Raw genomic sequence first — 24,534 nt, 5'->3', positions numbered from 1 at the left:
CGGCCCTAGATCTTCAGCAGGGTGACCGGCTTGTCCTTGAGGGCGACCAGCAGCTGGTGACCCGGCAGCTTGTGCCCATCGATCAGGATGCTGCCCTTGCCGAAGTTCGCCACCAGCCGGCTGCCGTCGGAGAAGCGGGTCTCCTGCACCCGTCCTACCCCGTCGCGCCAGCGGAATCCCACCAGGGCCTTGTCCCACAGCGCCTCGTGCAGGGGGGCGAACTGGGCATCCAGCCTGATCAGCTCGGGCAACCGACTCTTGAGGGTGCTGCGGCTCAGGTTGACCAGGGGGGGCGTGTTGTAGAGCAGGCCGAGCAGGGCCCGCTCCTCCCGGATGGCGGGGAACTTGAGGTTGTCCAGCAGCCAGTGGTGGCTGTTGATCACCGAATCGTGGAACACCGCCTGATAGAGGGGCAGCCTGTCCGTCGGGTTGAACACCGTCTTGAGGTAGCGCGGCTTGAGGCGGGCGGGCTGGAAGAAGACCTGGGGCGCCTCGTCCGGCCACCACTTGCCGAGGTAGTAGGGGGACTTGGCCTGCTTGCGCATGGCGGCGTCTTCCCAGCCAAAGCCCCAGCTCTGGATGCCGTGGGCGAACATCAGTGGCTTGCTGGTGAGGGCGTTGCCATCCTCCGAACCCAGCACCAGGCCGAGTCGCTCTCCCACCCAACTCATGCGGGCGTTGCGGGCGGCTATCATGGCCGCGCTGCCCTGCTGGTGGGCCGGGCTGTAGTCGCTGGAGGCCATGGCGGTGCCGTCCACATCGAGGAAGAGGCTGTTGATGGCGCTGGCCCTGGCCAGCTCCCCCATGCGCTCCTTGGCAAAGGGCAGGGTGCAGCCAGGGTTGAGATAGACCCCTTCGCCGCCAAAGCCGGGCCTGGGTTTGCCGTCTGCTTCCACGATGGCGCAGCGCTTGCCGAGCTCGGTGGGCAGCTGGGCGGTGAGCCAGCTGTCGTTGCTGCCCGGGGGGATGGCGGTGTCGTAGGAGTCGTAGCTCCCCACCAGATAACCCAGCCGTTTGGCGGCGGTGATGGCCTGATCCTGCTGCAGGGCGGCGGTCCATTGGGGCGTGCCGAGCCAGAGCTTGCGCAGCCCCGCCTCGTGTAGCGTCTCTATGACCGGCAGGGACAACCCCTGGCCCCAGCGAGCCTGTGACACCAGCTGAGCCCCAAACTGGCTCTTGACCCACTGCTGGCGCAGGGCCAGCACCTTGCCCTGCAGGAGGGGACCCTGCTGGGCGGGCAGGGGTAGCTGGCGGGCTATCAGCCGGTTGAGCCCCTCCATGATCTGGGCCTGTTGCCAGATCTGGGGGCCGGGGACCGCCAGGGCGGCTTGTTCCTCCTTGCTGAACACCTTGAGCCATTCCGGCTTGCTCGCGATCCTGGCCTGCAGGCCGGCCCAATCGGTCACATCCTGCCGATCCAGCAGGGCATCCCCCCACAGGTAGAGGTGGCTGGCACCGATGAGGCGCCGTCCGGCCGGCAGCCGGGCGAACTTGTCGGTGAGGGACTGCCAGCCGCCTTCGGCCTGGAGCCACTCCCGATAACGCCGCGCCCCCGCCAGCCAGTCATCCCCCACGCTCAGGCGCACCACCAGGGGATCCCGGTTGAAGTGATTGAAGGCGTGGCTGGCGGTCAGCTGCAGCCGGCCTCCCTTGCGGCTGAAGCTGAGGTGGTTGTCATAGGGGCTCTGCAGGATCCAGCTGTAGGTCTGCTTGCCCGCATCCTGGCTCCACATCGGCAGCTTGAGATCATAGTGGGTGTCGAGTTCGCTCAGCTCGTCGCCGATATAGCCGAGCCAGTCGCTGTCACGGACCGAGAAGCGGCTCCCCTCGCCAAAGGCCATGGAGAGGTGGGTCTGGTTCTTCGGCAGGCTGTACCAGCCAAGCTGGCGAGGGCCGTCGCTGGTGAGGGTGAGCAGCAGATCGTCGCCGTCCAGCTCCGCCTCGACCTGGGTCTCCTGGGCGGGCCAGCGCCAGCGTATGCCCTGATCGTCCTGTTGCAGGTGACTGACCTGGCGGGCCGCCTGTCCCGCGTTGACCGGCACGTCCCCCACCGAGATGGCGAGGGTGTCCGGATCGATGCGATAGCTTTGATGTTCCCCTTGCAGCAGCAAGGGGGCGGCGGCCAGGGGGGCTGCCAGCGCGATCAGCAGACCGCCCAGCCAGAGTACTTTGGTACGCAAACCGTTCATCCAACCTCTTTGACTGAATCGAGGGCACAGGGTACGCCTTCGCCCACCGGGCGGTACAGTCAAATCCACTCTCCCCATATGGGGTGGAAGTATCAAATCACCCCGCATTTGGGTCCCATCTGGCGATGGTTGAACAAATTAATCGATCCATGGCTTCAACCCACGCCGGCCCTGCCTTTGCTACGCATTATTGATGCATAAATATACGTTTTTGATTTTTACAAAGCCCCATATAGGGGGGGGCAGACTCGAAAACACTTTCTAGCATGCTTCTTCTGAAATCAATCAACATGTTGTTTTTTAAGGATTGTTTTTGATTGAGGTATCAATATGCGAAAGGTGAAACTTGGGGTTTTAATGGGTCTCTTGATCCTGGGAGTGGGTGTGGTTGCATGGAATATTCAGACAATTAAACGACCGGATGTCGCGACCATGGACCCGGTGAGCGATGCCATGCCGGCATCACCCACACTGGTCGATCCCAGCCCCCTGCCCAGTGTGCCAGAGCCCCAGTTGCAGCCGCTGGCACTGGCATCCCCCTCACCCAACCGTCTCAGCCAGGACGGCGGTCATGCCCTGGAGAGCCCCTGGCAGGCCGCCGAGGTGGATGCCGCGTTTCCGCTGGCGGAGCCCGGAGAGGGGGTCGAGCAGCCTCAGCCCATCGCCCTGCAGGGGAGCGGTCTGGGGCGGGCCCAGGTGGGGGACAGCGTGACCCTGCCACTGCCCGATGGCAGCACTCTGGTGGCCAGGGTGACCAAGGTGCAGTTGCAGCGTGGGGGCGAGCGTAACTGGCAGGGAGAAGTGCGGATCGACGGTGACAGTTACCCGGTCAATTTCACCGTCGGCAAGCAAGCCACCTTCGGCTTCATCGGAACGCCGCAAGGCAGCTACTCCGTTGAGACCTTGGGCGGCAAGGGCTGGGTTTACAAGAACCCGCCACTGGATCGGGGTCATGGCGGTACTGACGGCCTGATCCCGACTCATCCATAACGACAAAGAAGGAATACCACATGCAGAAAACCACATTGGGGATCCTGGTCGCGGGCCTGATCGGCGCCACACCGGCCTTGGCCGAGACCCTAGATCTCATGGTGTTGCACAGCCCCGGATTGGCGGCCCGTTATCAAGGGGATGCCCAGACCCGGATCCAGCACATGGTCAATGTCACCAACCAGATCTATGCCGCCAGTGGCCTGGATCTGACGGTGCGGACTGTGCACAGTGCCGAGGTGGCCTATCCGGACGAGGGCAGGGATCGCCTCGCGCTCAATGCCGTGACCAAACAGACCCACGAGGCGTTCACCGAGGTCCCCAACCTGCGCACCCGCTACGGCGCCGACATGGTGGTACTGATGCGCCCGAACACCGGGGATCACGGCAGTTGCGGGCTGGCCTGGGTCGGTGGCTCCGCCACCTATAGCGATGGTCGCAAGGCGTATGCCGACGGCGACGTCTCCAAGGACGCGCACAACATGTTCAGCCATGTCACCGCCACGGGTTGCGGGGATGTGGTGCTGGCCCATGAATTGGGTCACAACATGGGGCTCAACCACTCCAGGCTGCAAGACGGGGCAGGGGGCACCTACCACTATGCCCTGGGGCACGGAGTGGAGCGCTCTTTTGCCACCATCATGGCCTATCCCTCCAGCTTCGGAGTCCGCAATCACGAGTACAAGTTCTCCAGCCCGGACCTGATCTGCCAGGGCCAGCCTTGCGGGGTGGACCACGAGGACGAGGCCAATGGCGCCGATGCGGTGCGCGCCCTGCGCGTGACTACGCCTCAGATCGCCAATTTCTACCCCACCATGGTGACGGAAGAGTTGCCGGATCTGGAGGCGCTGGAGCTCTCCCTCGAGCAGCGCCGGCAGGATCTGGAAGCCGCACGGACCCTCTACAGCCAGCAACTGGATGCGCAAGGTGCCCTGAAAAACCGCCAGCAGACACTGCTGGCCAACTTCGAGCGCTACAAGGGGGAGCTGGCCACCCTCAACCAGAGTCGCAACCAGGCGATCACCGAGAGCAACCGCTTGGTGCAGCAATACAACAGCTATAACGGTCGCTACAGCGCCGCCGAGTACCAGCGGATCCGCACCATCCAGGAGGGGCTGCTCGCCCGCATCAACCAGTTGCGTAGCGAGAGCAACCAGCTGAGCCAGCAGTACAATCAGCTGGCCCAGCGTTATCGCGATGAGGTGACCGAGTACAACGGCAGCTGGAACCAGTACAACCAGCTGACCGCCGCGGTCAGGAGTGCCGAGGGCAAGGTGGAGGAGGCTCGCCGGGAGGTAGAGCTGGCCGAACACAGATACCAGCTGGCCCTGGCTCGTCTGCCGGCCGATGTGCTGCCGGCGTGAAAGCCATCGTGAGCCCCTAGCGCGAACGCCTGTATGAATGAGCCAGTCGGTGCCAAGGGCCCTGACTGGCTTAGTGGTTTACGGGTCGGGGCTTTGTCGCAGGCAAGTCCGACGGGCATCCAGCGCAATATGCTGAGAGCGCAGCAGATCCCTTCATCCGGGGCGGTGAGAAGAGCCATCATGGGATGGCGAAGGGGAGTGGCCGTTGGAAAGTGCCACGATGAGGAGGATTCAAAGCGTGCCTGATAACGAAAATATGACCATCTATCATCTTGTTAGCATGGCGCCATGGCGCCTGATAAAAGATGGCCTCAGATATGTTTCTCTGGATATATTGAGTATTGACGGCGATCCAATATCATGGCGCTCGCTTGCCACTGTGCCCTCCTCAGGGCGTGGCGACATTCAGATGATGTGCTAACAAAAAAAGCCCCAAAGGCTTGTCGAGGGATGGAATGAGAGCCGTATTACTGTGTTTGCTGGGGCTGTGGCCCGCATTGAGTTTTGCCAGCCTGTCTGCGGACATGGTGGTGGTCAAGAAGTCGAACTATAGCCTGACCCTGATGAAGGATGGCAAAGAGGTCAAACGCTACTGGATCGCCCTGGGCCCGGCCCCCATGGGTCACAAGCAGAAGGAAGGGGATCAGCGTACGCCGGAAGGGCGTTACATCCTCGACTACAAGAAGACCAACTCGGGCTTCTACAAGGCCATCCACATCAACTACCCGAATCTGGACGACATCAAGGCGGCCAACGAGAAGGGGGTCAACCCGGGTGGCATGATCATGATCCATGGTCAGCGTAACGACATCGGCAACCGCCGTCTGCAGCCGTCCAACTGGACCAATGGCTGCATCGCCATGCTGAACCACGATCTGGACGAGGTGTGGAACGCCATCGAACCCGGTACCCCCATCGTCATTCAGCCCTGATCCCGCCAGTACCAGCCCGCCTCGCCGCCTCATCGGCGAGGCGGGCTGCTCCTTGTTCCGCCTCCTCCGCCTCTACGGTGGCATGGCATCTCCCCCCGCGCTGTGATAGGTTTTTCGGTTCTCGTTGACAGGACAAGGATGACCTCATGATTTCCCAAGCTCGCCCCCAGCCGTCCGGGGCCGAGAGCACGGGTGCGCTCTGGTGGCGCGCCTCCCTCGATATTCTTCCGCTTTCCGTCTCGGTCATTCCCTGGGGAATACTGTGCGGCGCCCTGGCGCTGCAGGTGGGCCTGAGCCCCATTCAGGCCCAGCTGATGTCCCTGCTGGTCTATGCCGGCGCGGCCCAGCTCTCGGCTACCACTCTGTTCGGGGCCGGCACGCCGCTGTTGCCCATCGTCGGTTCCACCTTCGTCATCACCTCCCAGCACCTGCTGTACGGCTTCACCTTCCGCCGGGACGTGCTGTCGCTGCCCCTGCGCTGGCGCGCCAGCCTGGCCTTCTTCCTGACCGACGAGATGTTCGCGGTGGCCCTCAAGGACAGGGAGCGTAGCGGCGCCTTCAACCACGCCTACGCGCTGATCGCGGGCTTCGTGTTCTACCTGTTCTGGAATCTCGCGACCCTGCTCGGCATCGCCGCCGGCCAGTACATCGAGGGGCTGGATCACATGGGGCTGGACTTCGCCATCGCGGCCACCTTCATCGCCATGACGATCCCGGCCATGAAGAACCTGCCCATGGTGGCGGCGACCCTGGTGAGCGGCGGCACTGCCCTCGTCACCAAGCCGCTCTTGGCGGAGATCCACATCATCGTCTCGGCCCTGGCCGGCATGGTGGTGGGGTATGTGCTGCACCGGATGAGGAGGTAGTCATGGCCTGGCTGATGATAGGGCTGCTGACCCTGATCACCTTCTTCAACCGCTTCGCCTTCTTCTCGCGGCTGACCCGCTACCAGCCCGGCGCCGAGATGGGGGCCTTCCTCAGCTTCTCGGCCCAGTCGGTGCTGACCGCCATCTGGCTGCCCATCGTCTTCAGCTACGAGCCCGGCAAGGGGCTGGACTGGGATCCTGACTACCTCGCCGCCACCCTGCTGGTGACGGCGCTGACCCTGCTGCGGTTGCCGACCCTGGTGGTGGTGGTGGTCGGCATGGGGGGCTTCTTCCTGCTGCGCTGGCAAGGGGGACTGCTGGCCCTGCTGCCCTGGCTGGGATAAGCCGTGATCCCGCACAGCGGATGTCGTATATGGATATCCGCTGTGTTGTGAATGTCACTTCAAATAAGGCCCTGCAAGTGTGAGGATTTAGACTCCATCGTCAAGGAGCCTTCCATGTCCCTCACCGCCACCTGTCAGCGCATCGTCCGCGATCCCCTGCTCTCCCCGGCCCAGAAGCGCCAGGCCCTGGCCCTGGCCGCCGAGAACGCCCTGCCTTACCCCGAGCTGCCCGCCACCGTCGCCGACGCCATGGCAGAGGGGGTCCTGTGCGACATGTTCGAGGGGCACGCCCCCCACAAGCCGCGCTACGTGCTGCCGGATTATCAACGCTTCCTGAGCCAGGGATCCCCCTGGCTGGAGCTGGCGCCGCCGCGAGATTTCGACGAGGCCCTCGACGCTCTGCGCATCCTCTACCATCACGTGCCCTCGGTCACCGGCATGCCGGTCTGGCTGGGGCGGCTGGATCAACTGCTGCTGCCCTTCGTCGGCGAGCTGGACGACGAGACCCTCCATGGCAAGTTGCGACGCTTCTGGATCTACCTGGACAGGGTGCTGCCGGATGCCTTCATGCACGTCAACATAGGCCCGGATGACAACCGGATCTGCCGGCTGATCCTGCGCATCGACGGTGAGCTCAAACAGGTGGCGCCGAACCTCAGCCTGTTCCACGATCCGGCCCAGAGCCCGGACGACCTGCTGCTGCAGGGGGTGGAGAACATCGCCAAGTGCGGCAAGCCTCATATCGTCAACTATCCGCTTCACCGCGACACCTTCGACGAGCGCGGGTTTGGCATCGTCAGCTGCTACAACGCGCTGCCGCTCGGGGGCGGCGCCAACACGCTAGTGCGAGTCTCCCTCAAGGGGGTGGCGGAGCAGAGCGCCGGCATAGAGGCATTCATGAGTCGCTGGTTGCCCCACTATTGCGAGCAGGCCTCATTGCTCATCGAGGCGCGCACCCGCTTCCTGCATGAAGAGTCCGGCTTCTTCGACAGCTTCCTGGTGCAGGAGGGGCTCATCGACGAGGATCGCTTCGTGCCCATGTTCGGCGTCTATGGCATGGCGGAGGCGGTGAACCTGCTGCTGGCGAAGGAGGGCCTGCCCGGTCGTTACGGCCACGACGAGGGGGCGAACCAGCTCGGCCATCGCATCTCGGCCCAGCTGTCGCTCTATGTCACCGGCCACGCTCAGCCCCGCGCCTGGAACGGGCGGGCCCTGCTCCATGCCCAGGGGGGCCTGAGCCTGGACCGCGGGGTGACTCCGGGCGTGCGGATCCCCTACGGCGAGGAGCCGGATCCCGCCAGCCACCTGCTGGCACTGGCCCCCCACCACGCCTATTACGGCTCGGGGATCAGCGAGATCTTGACCCTGGATCCCACCATACGCCAGAACCCCCTGGCCCTGCTGCAGCTCTGCAAGGGGGCCTTCGCCCTCGGCATGCGGGAGTTCAGCGCCAACGTGGCAGACAGTGATCTGGTGCGGGTGACCGGCTACATGATCCGCCAGAGCGACGTGGCCCGCTTCGCGGCCGAGGGCTCCCGCTTGCAGACCACCTGCCTCGGCGCCGAGGCGAGCGAGCTGACCGGCATCCGCCGGCGGGCACCCCGGGTGGTGGGGCTGGAGGCGAACCTGAGTGGGGGCTGACCGGAGTCGCCTGCTGGCGCGCACCGCCATCGTCAGCAGGATACTGCCCTTCTCCTGCGTGGATGGGCCGGGCAATCGTCTGGTGATCTTCCTGCAGGGGTGCAACTTTCGCTGCCCCGGCTGCCACAACCCGCACACCATAGGGTTGTGCGATCACTGCGGGGGGTGCGTACCGGGTTGCCCGAGCGGCGCCCTGACCATGGCGGAGGGGCGGGTGAGCTGGCAGGCATCGCTCTGTACCCAGTGCGATCGCTGCACCGACGTCTGCCCGCGCCAGGCCAGCCCTAAGACCAGCATCATGTCGGTGGCCGAGGTGCTGGCACAGCTGCACCGTTACGCCCCGCTGCTCACCGGCGTCACTGTCTCCGGCGGCGAGGCGACCACCCAGCTGCCGTTCGTGGTCGCCCTCTTCACCCAGATCAAGGCCGATCCCGAGCTGGCCCGGCTGGATTGCCTGCTGGACAGCAACGGCTCCCTGGCGCCGGCGGGCTGGCAGCGGCTGTTGCCCGTGCTGGACGGTGCCATGCTGGATCTCAAGGGGTGGCGGGACGGGGTGCATCGGGCCCTGACCGGTTACGATCGCGAGCGGGTGCTCGCCTCCCTGCAACTGCTGGCGCGGTGCGGCAAGCTGACCGAGCTGCGGCTGCTCCAGGTGCCCGGACAGAGCGACTTCCTGGGCGAGGACGGGGCGCTGGATCCCGGTCTCGCTGCCTTCCTGCAAAGCCTGGGTCCTGTTCCCATCCGCCTCAACGGTTTTCGCCACCACGGGGTGCGCGGGGCCGCTCTTGACTGGCAGGAGACCTCGAGGGAGGAGCTGGAGAGGTTGGCCAAGGCACTGATCAACAAGGGGTTTGGATCTGTCTCCCTGCCCGCTCTCATATGACGTTCGGGTGTTAAGGAGAGGTAAAAAGGGCTGAGACCCGATATGACGCAACTGTGAACTTCGTCTATAGGGCGCGGGCCCGGTGATCGCTAGAATGGGGAAACCGTCCACCACCTACAGACAGCCATGAGCGAAGCCAACGCCTTATACCGAGTGCAGTTTATTTGTCACAACGAGCGTTACGAGGTCTACGTCAGAGAGGTCAATCAGGGGCAGCTGTTCGGCTTCATCGAGATTGCCAATTTCGTCTGGGACAACCACACGGCCTTCATCGTCGACCCCAGCCACGAGAAGCTCAAGAGCGAGTTCGCCGACGTCAACCGCACCCTGATCCCCATGCACCACGTGCTGCGGGTGGATCAGGTGCGCAAGCAGGGGGCGGCGCGCATCACGGATCTTGGCAACAACGTCGCCTCCTTCCCGAGCCCCATCTACACCAAGAAGCCCTGAGCCAGGGCGCTGGGTCCATGGCCGCGCTATGACCGGCCCAGTTCTTGCCCCAGTTGCAGGATCCGCTGGCGGAACCAGCGCAGGGCGGGATCCTCCCCGGTGGGGCCATACCATACCAGGCTGTGGGTCAGGGCGCCAAAGTCGAACGGCACGGGGCGGCTCACCAAGCCCGGCAGACTGGCCTGCCTCGCCCAGCCCTCCAGGGTGGTGAGGATGAGATCGCTCTGGCGCAGCAGGGCCGCCGCGCCGCCAAAGTCCGGCAGGGTGGCGCCGATCTGTCGGCGCACCTGCAGCTGAGCCAGGCTCTGCTCGAAGAAGGGGCTGGCGAGCTCGGTGTCGCGGATGGCGATGTGACGCCAGCTCAGGTAGGCATCCAGATCCCAGTCTCGGGAGAGCGCAGGGTGATCCGCCCGCAGCAGGCAGGTGAGCCTGTCTTCGCGCAGGGGCTCCCACACCAGGCCGGCCTGGTTCGGCAGGGGCTGGCTCTGATCATGGGGCAGGATCACGAAGTCGAGCTTGCCCGCCGCCAGCGCCGTCAACGCCTGCTCCTCCTTGTTCCAGATGACGGGCACCAGCCCGGGCACCTCCTTCATCAAGCGACCCAGAATGGGCCCCATGGGCCAGGTCATGCCGCTCTCGCGCAGGGCGATGTGCAGCTGACCCTGCCAGTTGGCGGGGTCGAAGCCCTCCTGGCTGGTGAGGCCATTCAGCTCCCGCAGCAGGCGATGCAGGCTGGGGCCTATCCGCTCGGCAAAGGGGGTGAGCAGCAACTGGTTGCCCTGGCGGTAGAGCAGTTGATCCCCCAGCAGCTCGCGCAGCTGATTGAGGGTCTTGCTGACGGAGGAGGGGGTGGTGCAGAGGCGTTCGGCGCTGCGGGTGACGCTCTGGCTGTCCAGCAGCAGGTGCAGGGTGACCAGATGGCGTCCCCCCAAACGGGAGAGGGCGATCAGATCCATGGCGACTCCTGGGATGGAATGAGAATGGGCAGATGGCGGCCTCCCTGCCTGGAGAGGGTGATAAGACCCATAGCGGCTCCGGAGAAAGGCGGTGGAAACAAAAAGCCCCGCCGGGGCGGGGCTTGTGCAGATTAGCCTTTGAGCACGGCGGCCATGGCATCGGCCACGTAGTCCACGTTGCGGCTGTTGAGGCCGGCCACGCACATGCGGCCGGAGCGCACCAGGTAGACGGCGAACTCCTCCCGCAGTCTGTCCACCTGCTCCGGGGTGAAGCCGGTGTAGCTGAACATGCCGCGCTGGTTGATGAAGTAGCTGAAGTCGCGGCCAGGCACCTTGGCGCTCAGCACCTCGAACAGCTTCTGGCGCATGGCCTTGATGCGGGTGCGCATCTCGGTCACCTCGCCGACCCAGAGGGCGTGCAGGTCGGCGTCGTTCATCACGGCCGCGGTGATCTGGCCACCGTGGGTGGGGGGGCTGGAGTAGTTGCGACGCACGGTCGCCTTCATCTGGCCCAGCACCCGTCCCGCCTCTTCCGCGTCCTGGCAGATGACCGACAGGCCGCCGCAGCGCTCGCCGTAGAAGGAGAGGTTCTTGGAGAAGGAGTTGCTGACGAAGAAGCTGACCCCGGCATCCACCATGGCGCGGATGGCGTAGGCATCCTCTTCCAGACCGTCACCGAAGCCCTGATAGGCGATGTCCATGAAGGGGATGAGATTCTTCTCCACCACGAGCGTGATGACCTGATCCCACTGGGCGCGGGAGAGATCCACCCCGGTCGGGTTGTGGCAGCAGGGGTGCAGCAATACGATGCTCTTGGCCGGCAGCTGGCTCAGGCAGGCCAGCATGGCATCGAACTGGACGCCACCGGTGGCCGCGTCGTAGTAGGGGTAGTCGTGCACCTTGATGCCGGCCCCCTCGAACATGGCCTTGTGGTTGTCCCAGGTCGGATTGCTGACCCAGACCTCGGAGGTCGGGAAGTAGCGCTTGAGCAGGTCGGCGCCTATCTTCAAGGCGCCCGAGCCACCTATGGTCTGGATGGTGGCGATGCGACCGGCCTTGACGGCGGCGTGCTCGGCCCCGAACAGCAGGTGCTGCACGGCGGTGCGGTAGTTAGCGGCCCCTTCCATGGGCTGGTAAGGACGCGGCGCCGGGGCGGCGGCACGTTGGGCCTCGGCCTGCTGCACCGAGGGCAGCAGCGGAATGCGGCCCTGCTCGTCGTAATAGAGTCCGATCCCCAGGTTCACCTTCTGCTCGCGGGTATCTTTGTGGAAGGTCTCGACTAGCGTCAGTATGGGGTCGCCAGCATAGGCATCGACGTGTTCAAACATGGGGGGTCCTTGAAGTTGACTGTCCAGATCCGGCCGCCGGCCGGGGCCGTTATCATGGCGTAATCCGCTGGTGGCCTCAAGCAGTTCGATTTGCCGCTCCGGATGACAGCTGTTGTCGTAGCCAGACCGCCTCGAAACCCATGAACCGGGAGGCCTGTCACATTTGTATACAAAAAATAGATCTTTATGGAAGGGCCAAGGGATGGGCTTTGTGGCGTCACTTGGATAGTATTGGGGCTCATATGGGGCTTTGCCAAGGCCGGCCCTCCCGAGGGCCAGCACTCATCTGGGGGTCACCGGGGAGGCGCAACCAGTTGCATAATAAACTAAGGTTTCACTCAATAATAAATGCAGTGTGCTCGGCCCCTTCTCGGGGAACCGACTATAACAGGTGACCCATCGCCGATGACTCGACCATTATCTCACCCCGCTTCTCCCTGGCTGGACTGGCAAGGCCTGGGGGGATGGAATATCTATTTCCTCGCCAAATTTGCCCTGCTGTGGGCGGGCTATCTCAATTTCCACCCTCTCATCAACCTGGTGTTTGCCGCCGCGCTGCTCTTCCCTCTGCCCTGGGCCTGGTTGCGGCGTGTGCGCCATTGGGTGGCGCTGCCGGTGGGGGTGGGGATCTTCTACCACGACACCTGGTTGCCCGGGATTGAGAGTATCCAGTCCCAGGGGGCCCAGGTCTTCTCCTTCACCCTGGATTACTGGCTGGAGCTGCTCGGGCGCTTCATCAACTGGGAGATGATCGGCGCCGGCTTCATCATGCTGACCCTCTATCTGTTCATCGCCCAGTGGTTGCGCTTCACCCCCTGGATCCTGCTCACCCTGATCGGGCTGTGGCTCTCCCCCATAGTCGGCAACCCCTTCGCCTCCCAGGAGGGGTCGACGGCTAGCCAGACCCAGCCCAAGTCGTCAGCCCCAGAGTCCGCCGGCAAGACGGTCTCGATGACGGAGCAGCTGGATCAGAGCGCGCCGCCCACCAACCAGAATCTCAATGCCTACCTCGACGACTTCTACGGCGAGGAGCGGGATCGCCTGGTGAGCCTGCCCGCGACGCTGCCGGCGAAGGCGGCCCCTTTCGATCTGCTCATCATCAACATCTGCTCCCTGGCCTGGAGCGACGTGGAGGCGAGCGGCCTGACGGAGCACCCGATCTGGCGCCACTTCGATGTGATGTTCAAACATTTCAACGCCGCCACCTCCTACAGCGGTCCGGCCTCCATCCGTCTGCTGCGGGCGAGTTGCGGGCAGACCAGTCACCAGGGCCTCTATGTGACGCCGCCAGGCCAGTGCCTGCTGTTCAACAACCTGGCCCGACTCGGCTTCGAGCAGCAGGTCGCCATGGATCACTCGGGGGCCTTCGGCAACTACCTCAAGGACCTTAAGCAGTATGCCAGCCTGAGCGTGCCCCTCATGAGCAAGGAGGGGATGGCTCACGATCTGGCCTCCTTCGACGGTGAGCCCATCTACCGGACCTCGGACGTGCTCGGCCACTGGCTGAGCGAGCGGGAGAAGAGCAAGGCCGCCCGCAACGTCACCTTCTTCAACCTGATCGCCCTGCACGATGGCAACCGCTACGCGGCCAACCGCCAGATAGCCCCCTACAAGGCCCGGCTGCAGACCCTGCTCGACCAGCTGGACAGCTTCCTCAAGGCGCTGGAGCAGTCCGGTCGCAAGGTGGCCGTGGTGGTGGTGCCCGAACACGGGGCGGCCATCTCAGGGGACAGGATGCAGATGGCCGGCCTGCGGGACATCCCCAGCCCCAGCATCACCCAGGTGCCGGTCGGGGTCGCCCTGATCGGTACCAAGGCCCCCCACGAGGCGACCCGGCACATCGACAGCCCCAGCAGCTTCCTGGCCGTCGCCGAGCTGACCTCCCGGTTGGTGGGGGGCGACCTGTTCGACAGCGACACCATCGACTGGAATGCCCTGCTGGACAACCTGCCGGAGACCCCGTCCGTGGCGGAGAACCAGGGCTCGGTGGTGATCGAGTACCAGGACAAGTATCACATCAAGCTGGGGCAGGGGGACTGGGTTCCCTATCCCCAGTGACGGAGGAGTGATCTATGCAAACTGAGAAGCCGCAGACGGTGCGGGCCCCCTTCGGCGTGCCGGTGGAGGGGGGCCTGGTGAGCGACGTGGCCATGGTGCAGCAGGCCTTCGATGTCCAGCTGGCCTATCAGGACATCGCCCTCCACGAACACCTCGTCGCCCTGCGCGAGCGCTTCCCGCTGCTGGCTGAGCTGGACATACAACGGAGCCGCAAATGCACATAGTGGCTCTGCAGGGGATCCGGGGAGGCGTGGGGACCACCTCCATCGTGGCCGGGCTGGCCTGGGCCGCCCGGGAGCAGGGTGCACGCGTGCTGGCATTGGATCTCTGCCCCGACAACCTGCTCGGTATCCACCTCGGCCTGCCCCACGACGATGGCAGGGGCTGGAGCCGGCTTGCCGCCCCCGGCCAGGAGTGGCGCACCATGTTGCATCACTACGAGAGCGGGCTGGATCTGCTGCCCCATGGCGGCGCACGGTCCCAGGGTGGAGCGGACTGGCTCGGGGCGATCGATGGCTATGATCTGCTGCTGCTGGACCTGCCCGCGGGGGCTCCCCTCGCGCTGCCCGGCCGATTGCTGACCGTGGTCAACGCCGATGCCAACTGTCATGTGCGCCTCTATGACCATGCCCTGGCGGCCGACGAACGGCTGCTGGTCACCCAGTTCACCAGCAGGCGGGCGCTGCAGCAGGATCTGCTGGATCTCTGGCTGGCCGGCAACCTGCCCCTGCTCACCCTGCGTCTGCATCGGGACGAGGCCATGGCGGAGGCCATGGCGGCCAAGCAGCCGGTGGGCCGCTATGCTCCCACCAGCCTGATCGCCCATGAGCTGAATTCCCTGGCGCTCTGGTGCCTGGAGCGGGACGAGGGGACCCCATGCTAGCCTGGCTGCTGACGCCGACCGCGGGGATCTGGTGTGCCGAGCGCTACCGGGCTCTGCGTCGCCGTGGCGCCTCCCGGGCGGGGGGCGTCAGCCTGACCCTGCTCTGGCTGCTGGCCTGGACCCTGTTCCCGCTGGAGCGTCACGGCTGGCAGTGGGTGCTGAGCCATGCCCGCGGCCTCTATCCGCAGATAAGGCGGCCCAAGGCGGGGGATCCCCTGCGGATCCTGCTGCAGAGCCTCTGGTTGATCGTGCGCCGGCCCGAACCCATACCGTTGCGCTGGCCGGCCTCTTGGCAGCGTGCCTGGCAACGGGGCACCCAGGGGCTCTCCAGCTTCCTGCTGCGCCAGGAAGAGAAAGGGCTGGCCGCCGCCCGCGCCACTCCCAGGGAGGCGCGCTGGAAGAGCGTGCTGCTCTGCGTGGTGGCCGGTACCCTCTCCCTGCTCTGCATCACCCAGCCCTTTACCCTGGGGGCGCAGCTGATGTTCGTCATCATGCTGGTGGTGATGGCCTTCATCCTGCGGGCCGTGCCGGGCCGCTACCCCATGCTGATGATGATGGTGCTCTCCCTCACCGTCTCCTGCCGCTATATCTGGTGGCGCTACACCTCGACCCTGGACTGGTTCGATCCGGTCAGCCTCACCTGCGGCCTGCTGCTGCTGTTCGCCGAGACCTATGCCTGGGTGGTGCTGCTGCTCGGTTACTGGCAGACGGCCTGGCCCCTGCACCGGCCCCCGGCCCCCCTGCCGGCGGATCCGTCCCAGTGGCCGACGGTGGATCTGCTGATCCCCACCTACAACGAGGATCTCGCCATCGTCAGGGGGACCGTCTATGCGGCCCAGGGGCTCGACTGGCCCAAAGACAAGCTCACCATCTGGCTGCTCGATGACGGGGGCCGGGAGTCGTTTCGCGAGTTCGCGGAAGGGGCGGGGATCCGCTACGTGGCGCGGGAGACCCACGAGCACGCCAAGGCGGGCAATATCAACAATGCCCTCAAGCAGGCGACCGGGGATCTGGTGGCCATCTTCGACTGCGACCACCTGCCGACCCGCTCCTTCCTGCAGATGACGGTGGGCTGGTTCTACCGGGATCCCAAGCTGGGGGTGGTGCAGACCCCCCACCACTTCTTCTCGGCCGACCCGTTCGAGCATAACTTGCAGCGGTTTCGCAAGATGCCCAACGAGGGGGCCCTGTTCTACGGCCTGGTGCAGGATGGCAACGACATGTGGGACGCCAGCTTCTTCTGCGGCTCCTGCGCCGTCATCAAGCGCTCGGCCCTGGACGAGATCGACGGCATCGCCGTGGAGACGGTCACCGAGGATGCCCACACCTCGCTGCGCCTGCACCGGCTCGGCTATACCTCGGCCTACATCCGGATCCCGTTGGCGGCGGGGCTGGCCACGGAGAGCCTGTCCGCCCATATCGGCCAGCGCATCCGCTGGGCCCGCGGCATGGTGCAGATCCTGCGTCTGGACAACCCCCTGTTCGGCAAGGGGCTCAACTTCGGTCAGCGGCTCTGCTACTTCAACGCCATGCTGCACTTCCTGTCCGGCATTCCGCGGCTCATCTTCCTGATAGCGCCCCTGGCCTTCCTGATCCTGCATGCCTACATCATCTATGCGCCGGCGGCGGCCATCGCCCTCTACATGCTGCCGCACATCTTCCACAGCGCCCTGACCAACTCCCGGTTGCAGGGCAAGGTGCGCCACTCCTTCTGGGGGGAGGTGTATGAAACCGTGCTGGCCTGGTACATAGCCCGTCCCACCACGGTGGCGCTGTTTGCTCCCCACAAGGGCAAGTTCAACGTGACCGCCAAGGGGGGCATGACGGAGGAGGTCTACCTGGATCTGTCGGTCTCCCGTCCCTATCTCATCCTGATCCTGCTCAGCCTGTGCGGCCTGGGGTTCGGCGTCTGGCGCATCCTGACCGGGCCCGCCGATGAGATCCTGACCCTGATCCTCAGCATGATCTGGACCCTCTACAACATGACCATACTGGGGGGGGCCCTGGCGGTGGCCTTCGAGTCGCGCCAGGTGCGCTCCAATCCCAGGGTGGAGATGGTGATGCCGGCGGCCATCAAGCTGGCCAACGGTCATCTCTACCCCTGTACCCTCAAGGACTACTCCAACGGCGGGGTAGGGGTGCTGCTGGACGATCAGCTGCCCCTGGTCGGCAAGGAGCGGGTCTGGCTGCTGCTGCGCAACGGCCAGCGGGAGCAGGCCTTCGCCGCCAAGGTGCAGCGGGTGTTTGGTCGCAAGCTGGGGCTGGAATTGGAGCCCATGGCGCAGCAGCAGAACATCGACTTCATCCAGTGCACCTTCGCCCGGGCCGACACCTGGTCTTTGTGGCAGCAGCGACTCGGCAAGGACAGGCCGCTGCACAGCCTGATCGACATCACGCTGCTGGGCTGGGGGGCTTACTGGCGCCTGGCCCGCAGCTCACCGTTAGAACCCGTTTGTATCCTGCTCGAGAAGCTGGCCCGCTGGCTGCTCTCCTTCGTTCCACGTCGCGTCTCGCCGGATTACCGGTCCCAGGCTCCGACCCCACAGACAGTGAAAGGATGATGAAACCACAACGCTATTTTATTCCTCTCCTGCTGATGACCCAGAGCGCGCTGGCTGCCGAGGCCGCCGGGCCCCTGCCGCCCGTGTCCGCGCCGGTGCGCAGCCAGGATCTGAGCTTCGAGCAGATGGCCTCGGCCCCGGGTACCCTCTCCCTGCGGGGCAATGCGCCGGACGGGCTGGCGGACTTCACGGTGCGCCGGGACCAGGTGGTCACCAAGGCCAGCCTGGATCTCGATTTCACCCCGTCCCCCTCCCTCTTGCCGCTCATCTCCCAGGTCAAGGTGTACCTCAACGACGAGCTGATGGGGGTGACCGCCTTCACCAAGGAGCAGATGGGGGAGCGCAACCATGCCCACATCGAGCTGGATCCGCGCTATGCCAAGGATTTCAACCGCCTCAAGGTGAGCTTCGTCGGCCACTACCAGAACGTGTGCGAGAACCCGTCGAGCAGCACCCTCTGGCTCAACATCAACCGCGACAGCAAGCTGAACCTGCAGCTGCAGACCCTGCCGGTGCGCAACGAGCTCTCCTTCTTCCCCATGCCCTTCCTCGACGTGCGGGACAACGGCAAGCTGGTGCTGCCCATGATGTTCAGTGGCGAGGTGCCCCTCCTGCAGCAGCAGGCGGCGGCCGTGCTAGCCTCCTGGTTCGGAGCCAAGGCCCAGTGGCGCGGCCAGCACTTCCCCGTGCTGATCGACCGGCTGCCGGATCGCAACGGCGTGGTCTTCGCCACCAATGAGCGCAGACCCGATTTCCTGGTGGATTACCCCAAGGTGAAGGGGCCGACCATCGACATGATCAGCTCCCCGGACAACCCCTATGTGAAGTTGCTGCTGGTGCTGGGGCGGGATCAGCAGGATCTGCTGACGGCGGTCAAGGGGCTGGCACAGGGGGATGTGTTGTTGCGGGGCCAGAGCGTGCGGGTGGACGAGGTCAAGCAACTTGCCCCGCGCCAGCCCTATGATGCCCCCAACTGGGTGCGGCTGGATCGCAAGATGCGCTTCGACGAGCTGACCGACTATCAGGGCCAGCTGCAGGCCACGGGACGCAAGCTCTGGCCCATGAGCCTGACCCTGCGCCTGCCCCCCGATCTCTACCTGCTGGGAGCCCGGGGGATCAAGGCCGACCTCCAGTACCATCATACCGCCCCCATCATCAGGGACGGCTCGCGCCTGGACGTGGCGGTCAACGGCCAGTTCATGAAGTCCTTCCCCCTGGAGCCCGGTGAGTTCAAGAGCGAGCAACTGCTCACTCTGCCGCTCTGGTTCGCCGGCGATGAACAGTCCAGGGCCCTGCGCATGCCGGGCCTCAAGACCAGCCAGGTCAACAACCTCAGCTTCAGCTTCGAATATGCCGAGGAGTCCATGGGGGGCAATGCGAATGGCCGCTGCGATCTGGTGTTGCCGCCCGCCCATCAGGTACGGATGGATGGCAGCTCTACCATCGACTTCACCGGCTATCGCCACTTCATCGAGATGCCGGATCTCAAGGTCTTCGCCAACGCGGGCTTCCCGTTCAGCCGCATGGCCGATCTCGCCGAGACCCAGGTGGTGATGCCCGCCAAGCCCCATGCAGCCCAGATCACCACCTTGCTCGACGCCGCCGGCGCCATCGGTGCCGAGACCGGCTACCCCGCTCTCTCCCTGCGAGTCCTGGATGACTGGGAACAGGCACGGACGGCGGACCTCGATACCCTGCTCATCGGTTCCCTGCCGAGGGAGTTCCAGCACGATGCCGAGCCCGACGCCCTGCTGGCCTCGACCATGAGCTGGGTCAATCAGCCCAATCGCACCTACCGGGAGGAGGTGCAGCACTCCCGGGCCGACCGGGAGCCCCAGGCCAGGGTAGGCATCAACGGCAACGAGGCCATCGCCGCCATCCTGGGGCTGCAATCCCCGACCCACGATCAGCGCAGCCTGGTGGCCCTGTTGGCGGACGGAGCCGCCGGCTTCACCCTGCTCAACGACACCCTGCAGAACGCCACCCTGCGCGGCGAGGTGGCCGGATCGGTCGCCATCATCCGCGAGTCCGGGGTCAAGAGCCTGGCGGTGGGGGATCGCTACGAGGTGGGGTATCTGCCTTGGTGGGAGCGGGTCTGGCAGCTGTTTGCCAACTATCCCATGCGCCTCGCCGGCCTGACCCTGCTCTGCATGCTGGTACTGGGCTGGGGGCTGCGGGTATTGCTGGCCAGCGCCAGCCGCCGCCGTCTGAAGGAAGACTAAGTGATGAATCAGATGAAAAAACTATGTGCCCTGCTGCTGTTGTGGGTCCTGGGTGCCGTGCCCGCCATGGCGGCCTGTGACTGGCCAGAGTGGCAGCATTTTCGCCAGCACTACATCAGCGAGGAGGGACGGGTCATCGACCCCGCCGAGGGGCGGCGCATCACCACCTCCGAGGGACAGAGCTATGGCCTCTTCTTCGCCCTGGTGAACGACGACAGGGAGACCTTCGCCCGCCTGCTGGGGTGGACGGAGCAGCACCTCGCCAGCGGCGATCTGACCGGTTTCCTGCCCGCCTGGCTGTGGGGAGAGAAGGAGGATGGCAGCTGGGGTGTGCTCGACGGAAACAGCGCCTCCGACTCGGATCTCTGGATAGCCTACAGCCTGCTGGAAGCGGGCCGGCTCTGGGATAACCACAGCTACCTCTCCATCGGCACCATGCTGCTGCGCCGCATCGCCCGGGAGGAGGTGGCCCTGCTGCCTGGCCTTGGCCCCGTGATGCTGCCGGGGATGAAGGGGTTTGCGGCAGGGGATCGCTGGACCCTGAACCCCAGCTATCTGCCTCCCCAGCTGCTGGCGCGCTTCGCCAGCCTGCAGGGGCCCTGGCGCGAGATGCGGGCCCTGCTGCCCCGGCTGCTGAAGGAGAGCGCCCCCCAGGGCTTCTCCCCGGACTGGATCGACTGGCAGACCGACAAGGGCTGGCAAGTGGCGGACAAGGGGCCCCAGGGCAGCTATGACGCCATCCGCGTCTATCTCTGGCTCGGCATGCTGAGCGACGAGGATCCCGCCAAGGGGGCGCTGGTGGCCCATTTCGCCCCCATGCAGGCCAGGATCGCCGAACTCGGTGCAGTGCCTGAGCGGGTCGACAGCCAGACGGGCCAGAGTCAGGGACGGGGGCCGGCGGGATTCTCCGCCGCCCTGCTGCCGCTGTCTCAGGGACAACCGACCCTGGCCACCCTGCGGGAGCAGGTGAAGCAGCAAGGGGTGCAGAGCGATGCCTACTACGGCAGCGTGCTGACCCTGTTCGGGACCGGTTGGGATCAGGGACGCTATCGCTTCGCCCAGGATGGCACCCTGCAACCCCGCTGGAGTGAATCATGCAAAGCCGATTGACCCTGGGTTGCCTGCTCGCCGTCCTGGTGAGCGGCAACCTGGCCCAGGCCGCCGTCGAGCCGGTCTCATCCCTGTTGGAACGGGTACGCATCGGGGAGGCCACGGGTCGGGAGGATCTGGTCAGCAACGCCCTCTACTCCCTCTCTCTGGTCGACCCCGAACACCCCGAGCTGCTGGCAGCCAAGGCCCGTCAGGCCCTGCGCAGCGGCAAGATCAAGGAGGCCGAGGCGCTGCTCGCCCGGCTCGGCAAGCTGGCGCCGGATTCGCGCCTCTATCGCCTGGGGATGGCGAACCTGGCGGTCAACAACGGGGCGCAGCGCCAGCAGTTGCAACAGGCGAGGCTGCTGGTCAACGCCGGCCGGCTGGAGGAGGGAGCCAAACTCTATCGCTCCCTGTTCGTGGACGGAGTGGCGCCGAACCTGGAGATGGCGATCGAGTACGCCTCCCTGCAGCTGCGCCTGCCCGGCCAGCGTGCCAAGGGCATGGCGGGGCTGGAGGCGCTGAATAGGGCTTACCCGGGCCAGCCCAGGATCCGGGCCGCTCTGGCCCGCAACTATCTTGCCGATGACCGCTGGCAGGAGGCCAGGGTGCTGCTGGAGCAGATGGCCAGGAGCGAATACGACCGCGGCGAAGCCGCCGAGATCTGGCTGGCCAACATCAAGGAGCTGCCCGTCGGGCCCGGCAGCCTGGCCGAGTTGCGGCGCTATATTGCCGCCTTCGGCACGGGCACCGAGGCGAAGCAGGGCATGGCGCTGCTCGCCGAGCAGGAGGCGAAGTGGGCCTCCCCCGCCTATCGCGCGCGTCAGCAGGCGCTGGCCAGCAACGAGGGGGGCAAGGCCTCCATCGCCGAATTGCAGCGGGCGCTGGCCGCCAATCCCGATGATCCCGAGCTGATGGGGGCACTGGGGCAGGCCTACTCCCGCAACAACCAGCGGGCGCTGGCCATCGCCCAGTTCGAGCGGCTACTGCGCCACCCCGATGTGACCAACAAGGATAAATGGAGCAGCCTGCTGGCCACCAACCGCTACTGGCTGCTGATCGATCAGGCCGAGCAGGCGTCCAAACGGCAGCAGGGGGAGGAGGCGCGCGGCCTCTATCGCCAGGCCATCAAGCAGGATGGCAGGGAATCCGAGGCCTGGCTGGGTCTGGGGGATGCCGAGCTGGCACTGCACCGTGAGGCCGAGGCCGAAGCGGCCTATCGCAAGGCGCTTGGCCTGGGGGCCCGGGATAGGGTTTTGGCCCGGCTGTTCGAACTGTACAAGGAGAAGGATCCGGAGCAGGCGCTGGCGCTGTTGGCCCAGAGCCGGGATCCGGCCTGGCAGCAAGAAGCAGGGCGGCTGAGATCCGAATTGCTGCAGTCCCAGGCCGATACCCTGGATCAGGCCGGCAAGCTGGAGCAGGCCCTCGCCCAGCGTGAGCAGGCGCTCACCCTCACCCCGAACGATGTCTGGCTGGCCTACCGGGTGGCGGTGACCCGGGCCCGCCTCGGCGATGCCTCCGGGGGGGAGAAGTTGCTGCGAGACAAGCTGGCGGCGCGGCCGCAGGAGATCTCCCTGCGCTACGCTACCGCCCTCTACCTCTCGGGCCAGGACAAGAACACCGAGGCGCGTGTTCTGCTGGCGGCGGTACCGCCCCGGACCTGGTCGGCGGACATGCGCGAGCTGGATGAACGACTCGCCCGCGGCGAGGTGCTGGCGCAGGCGAGGGCGCTGCACGAGCGCGGGGATGAGCGCGGGGCCGAGAGGCTGCTGCGACCCCTGTTGCCGGATGAAGAGGTCTCCCTGACCCTGGCGGAGTGGGCCGCCGCTCGCGGTGACTGGACCGCGGCGGAGGGGCACTACCGGGAGGTGCTGGCGCGCTCCCCGCAGCAGGACGAAGCCAGGCTTGGCATGGCCGAGCTGATGCAGGCCAGGGGGGACGAGGCACAGGCCCTCGGCTGGCTGCCCGTCTGGCCGGTCAGCCCGCTGCCGGCGGATGAGTTCAACTTCTACCGCAGGGTCGCCAACCTCTATCAGGCGCTGGGGCAGGAAGAGAAGGCGCAAGCCATCTTTGCCACCTACGAACCCCTGGTACGGGGGCAGCCCGCCTCCGAACAGACGGCCTTGTTCTGGCGCGACGCCGCCCGCCAGCGCTTCGACGCCGGCGATACGGAAGGGGCCATCGAGCGGGATCGCAAGGGGCTGGTGGCCGCCGGTCTCGCCCCTCGCGAAGATCTGGACGAGGCCGCACTGACCCGGCTTGCCCGCAGTCGGGACGGGGAGGGGTGGCTGGCCTCTGGCCTTCGCAGCGATCTTGACAGGCACTACCGGCAGAGCCAGACCACAGTCTCCCTCGACAGCGACTACTGGGGATCCAGCGGCACCGGGGGCCTCTCGGATCTGCGCGCCCTGACCCAGATGCTGCAACTGGATACCCCGCTGGCCGGTGGCACCTTCTTCGGCCGGCTGGAACTGGTGGACATGGATGCCGGCAAGTTGCCCGCCTCCCCCTACCGGGAGGAGTTCGGCACCTGTGCCGCCCGCGATTGTTACGGGCAGGAGCATCAGCAAAACACCGGCACCACTCTGGCGGCAGGCTGGCACGGGGGGGTCTGGGCCTTCGATCTCGGCACCACGCCGCTCGGTTTCGAGGTGGTGGACTGGGTCGGCGGCGCGACGGTGGAAGGGGACCTGGGGGATCTCGGTTGGGGGCTCACCCTCTCCCGACGTCCCGTCAGCAGCTCATTGCTCTCCTACTCGGGCACGGTCGATCCCGGCACCGGGATCCGCTGGGGCGGGGTACGGGCGAATGGGGTTCGCATCGATCTCAGCCACGATCTCGGCGGTGCCATCGGCTTCTGGGGCAGTGCCCAGCAGCACCTGCTGACCGGCAAGAATGTGCCGGACAACTGGCGCTCCCGCCTTATGGGAGGCACCTACTACAAGCTGGTCAACGAGGCGAACCGGAGGGTCAGCGTTGGGCTCAGCAGCATGCTGTGGCACTACCAGAAGGATCTGAGCGGCTATACGCTCGGGCAGGGGGGTTATTACAGTCCGCAGGGCTACTTCTCGCTCTCGGTGCCGGTCAACTACCGGCAACGCACCGCGGACTGGTCCTGGGAGCTGGGGGGCTCGGGATCCTGGTCCCACTCCCGCACCGACGACAGTCGCCGCTACCCATTGGAAGGTCTGCTGCCGGCCGGCTTGCCAGACAGAGATGCGCCGGTGAAAGGCGGCAGCAGCAGTGGCTTCGGTTACACACTGAACGCCATCGTGGAGCACAGGCTGACGGATCACTGGCGCATCGGCGGGCGGGTGGATATCCAGCAGGCCGATGACTATGCCCCCAGCCATGCCACCCTCTTCCTGCGCTATACCTTCAAGCCCTGGCAGGGGGATCTCGACATGCCACCCCGGCCGCTCACTCCCTACGCGGACTTCGATTGACCCATACGCCCGACTCGTCGGGCGTAGTTATTTCAGGTAGGTGCGCAGCACTCGTACCACCTGGTCCAGATCCTCCAGCCGCTCGGCCGGAGTCGCCTCGGCGGCGCCCAGGTGTTCGCGCATATGGCCCTCCAGAACCTCCAGCATCAGGCCGTTGACCGCGCCGCGGATGGCCGCAATCTGTTGCAGAATGGCGGCGCAGTCGCTCTCCTGCTCCAGCGCGCTCTCCAGTGCCCCCGTCTGTCCCTTGATGCGCCTGACCCGTGCCAGCAGTTTCTTCTTGTCGTGTACCGTGTGTGACATGGGATCCTCTCGCACAATAAAACTATACT

The 24,534-nt window shown here is 65.5% G+C and carries 19 protein-coding genes; 15 read left to right on the top strand and 4 right to left on the bottom strand.

The window, feature by feature from the left end; translation table 11 throughout:
* Positions 1 to 5: 5 nt before the first annotated feature.
* The gene (locus ACRCYW_RS17880) at positions 6 to 2,189 is read right to left on the bottom strand and encodes a glycoside hydrolase (RefSeq protein ID WP_438551366.1); all 2,184 of its coding nucleotides are present in this window, start codon (positions 2,187 to 2,189) and stop codon (positions 6 to 8) included.
* Between the two features lie 453 nt (positions 2,190 to 2,642).
* Between ACRCYW_RS17880 and ACRCYW_RS17875 the strand changes: the two genes are divergently transcribed.
* The 8 genes from ACRCYW_RS17875 (at position 2,643) to ACRCYW_RS17840 (ending at position 9,659) form a co-directional block, all read left to right on the top strand.
* Positions 2,643 to 3,179, top strand: a complete 537-nt coding sequence (locus tag ACRCYW_RS17875; RefSeq protein ID WP_438551365.1) for a hypothetical protein — start codon at positions 2,643 to 2,645, stop codon at positions 3,177 to 3,179.
* 20 nt (positions 3,180 to 3,199) lie between these two features.
* Positions 3,200 to 4,543 carry a M12 family metallo-peptidase gene (locus tag ACRCYW_RS17870; RefSeq protein WP_438551364.1) on the top strand — a complete coding sequence of 448 codons (1,344 nt, stop codon included), beginning with the start codon at positions 3,200 to 3,202 and terminating at the stop codon, positions 4,541 to 4,543.
* A 455-nt stretch (positions 4,544 to 4,998) separates the two neighbouring features.
* A complete protein-coding gene (locus tag ACRCYW_RS17865; RefSeq protein WP_438551363.1) occupies positions 4,999 to 5,475 on the top strand; it encodes a L,D-transpeptidase family protein in 477 nt (158 codons plus the stop codon).
* Between the two features lie 146 nt (positions 5,476 to 5,621).
* Complete coding sequence (locus ACRCYW_RS17860; protein ID WP_438551362.1) at positions 5,622 to 6,341, top strand: AzlC family ABC transporter permease; 720 nt, start codon at positions 5,622 to 5,624, stop codon at positions 6,339 to 6,341.
* Between the two features lie 2 nt (positions 6,342 to 6,343).
* A complete protein-coding gene (locus tag ACRCYW_RS17855; RefSeq protein WP_438551361.1) occupies positions 6,344 to 6,685 on the top strand; it encodes an AzlD domain-containing protein in 342 nt (113 codons plus the stop codon).
* A gap of 114 nt (positions 6,686 to 6,799) precedes the next feature.
* Complete coding sequence (locus ACRCYW_RS17850) at positions 6,800 to 8,326, top strand: YjjI family glycine radical enzyme (RefSeq protein WP_438551360.1); 1,527 nt, start codon at positions 6,800 to 6,802, stop codon at positions 8,324 to 8,326.
* Positions 8,316 to 9,209 (top strand): YjjW family glycine radical enzyme activase, encoded by an 894-nt coding sequence (locus tag ACRCYW_RS17845; RefSeq protein ID WP_438551359.1) that lies wholly within the window; start codon positions 8,316 to 8,318, stop codon positions 9,207 to 9,209. Before ACRCYW_RS17850 ends, ACRCYW_RS17845 begins: the two co-directional genes overlap by 11 nt.
* 126 nt (positions 9,210 to 9,335) lie before the next feature.
* Positions 9,336 to 9,659 carry a DUF1820 family protein gene (locus ACRCYW_RS17840; RefSeq protein WP_438551358.1) on the top strand — a complete coding sequence of 108 codons (324 nt, stop codon included), beginning with the start codon at positions 9,336 to 9,338 and terminating at the stop codon, positions 9,657 to 9,659.
* A 26-nt stretch (positions 9,660 to 9,685) separates the two neighbouring features.
* On the opposite strand, the gene ACRCYW_RS17835 is transcribed toward ACRCYW_RS17840, so the two are convergent.
* Entirely contained in the window at positions 9,686 to 10,615 is a 930-nt protein-coding gene (locus ACRCYW_RS17835; RefSeq protein WP_438551357.1) for a LysR family transcriptional regulator, read from the bottom strand.
* A 131-nt stretch (positions 10,616 to 10,746) separates the two neighbouring features.
* A complete protein-coding gene (locus tag ACRCYW_RS17830) occupies positions 10,747 to 11,943 on the bottom strand; it encodes an aromatic amino acid transaminase (RefSeq protein WP_438551356.1) in 1,197 nt (398 codons plus the stop codon).
* 405 nt (positions 11,944 to 12,348) lie between these two features.
* On the opposite strand from ACRCYW_RS17830, the gene bcsG reads away from it, so the two are divergent.
* From bcsG to bcsC, 7 genes are read left to right on the top strand one after another with little or no spacing between them, the layout of a single operon-like run.
* Positions 12,349 to 14,001 (top strand): cellulose biosynthesis protein BcsG, encoded by a 1,653-nt coding sequence (gene bcsG, locus ACRCYW_RS17825; protein ID WP_438551355.1) that lies wholly within the window; start codon positions 12,349 to 12,351, stop codon positions 13,999 to 14,001.
* 14 nt (positions 14,002 to 14,015) lie between these two features.
* On the top strand, positions 14,016 to 14,225 hold the full coding sequence (locus ACRCYW_RS17820; RefSeq protein WP_438551354.1) for a hypothetical protein: 210 nt from the start codon (positions 14,016 to 14,018) through the stop codon (positions 14,223 to 14,225).
* Complete coding sequence (gene bcsQ / locus ACRCYW_RS17815) at positions 14,216 to 14,884, top strand: cellulose biosynthesis protein BcsQ (RefSeq protein ID WP_438551353.1); 669 nt, start codon at positions 14,216 to 14,218, stop codon at positions 14,882 to 14,884. The genes ACRCYW_RS17820 and bcsQ overlap by 10 nt, the downstream gene beginning before the upstream one ends.
* Positions 14,878 to 17,445, top strand: coding sequence for a UDP-forming cellulose synthase catalytic subunit (bcsA, locus tag ACRCYW_RS17810; protein WP_438551352.1), 2,568 nt, complete (start codon positions 14,878 to 14,880; stop codon positions 17,443 to 17,445). Before bcsQ ends, bcsA begins: the two co-directional genes overlap by 7 nt.
* Positions 17,442 to 19,667: a cellulose biosynthesis cyclic di-GMP-binding regulatory protein BcsB gene (gene bcsB, locus ACRCYW_RS17805; RefSeq protein ID WP_438551351.1), complete on the top strand. Its 2,226-nt coding sequence runs from the start codon at positions 17,442 to 17,444 to the stop codon at positions 19,665 to 19,667. The genes bcsA and bcsB overlap by 4 nt, the downstream gene beginning before the upstream one ends.
* A 12-nt stretch (positions 19,668 to 19,679) precedes the next feature.
* Positions 19,680 to 20,777 carry a cellulose synthase complex periplasmic endoglucanase BcsZ gene (gene bcsZ, locus ACRCYW_RS17800; protein WP_438551350.1) on the top strand — a complete coding sequence of 366 codons (1,098 nt, stop codon included), beginning with the start codon at positions 19,680 to 19,682 and terminating at the stop codon, positions 20,775 to 20,777.
* On the top strand, positions 20,762 to 24,202 hold the full coding sequence (gene bcsC / locus ACRCYW_RS17795) for a cellulose synthase complex outer membrane protein BcsC (RefSeq protein ID WP_438551349.1): 3,441 nt from the start codon (positions 20,762 to 20,764) through the stop codon (positions 24,200 to 24,202). Before bcsZ ends, bcsC begins: the two co-directional genes overlap by 16 nt.
* Before the next feature lie 27 nt (positions 24,203 to 24,229).
* Here the strand turns inward: bcsC and ACRCYW_RS17790 are convergent, their stop codons facing one another.
* Positions 24,230 to 24,505: a metal/formaldehyde-sensitive transcriptional repressor gene (locus tag ACRCYW_RS17790; protein ID WP_438551348.1), complete on the bottom strand. Its 276-nt coding sequence runs from the start codon at positions 24,503 to 24,505 to the stop codon at positions 24,230 to 24,232.
* Between the last annotated feature and the right edge of the window lie 29 nt (positions 24,506 to 24,534).

Source organism: Aeromonas sp. (genome assembly GCF_051657805.1).
Lineage (GTDB): Bacteria > Pseudomonadota > Gammaproteobacteria > Enterobacterales > Aeromonadaceae > Aeromonas.
Note: the sequence above shows the minus strand (reverse complement) of the source record. Positions and strands in the feature narration are given on the sequence as shown.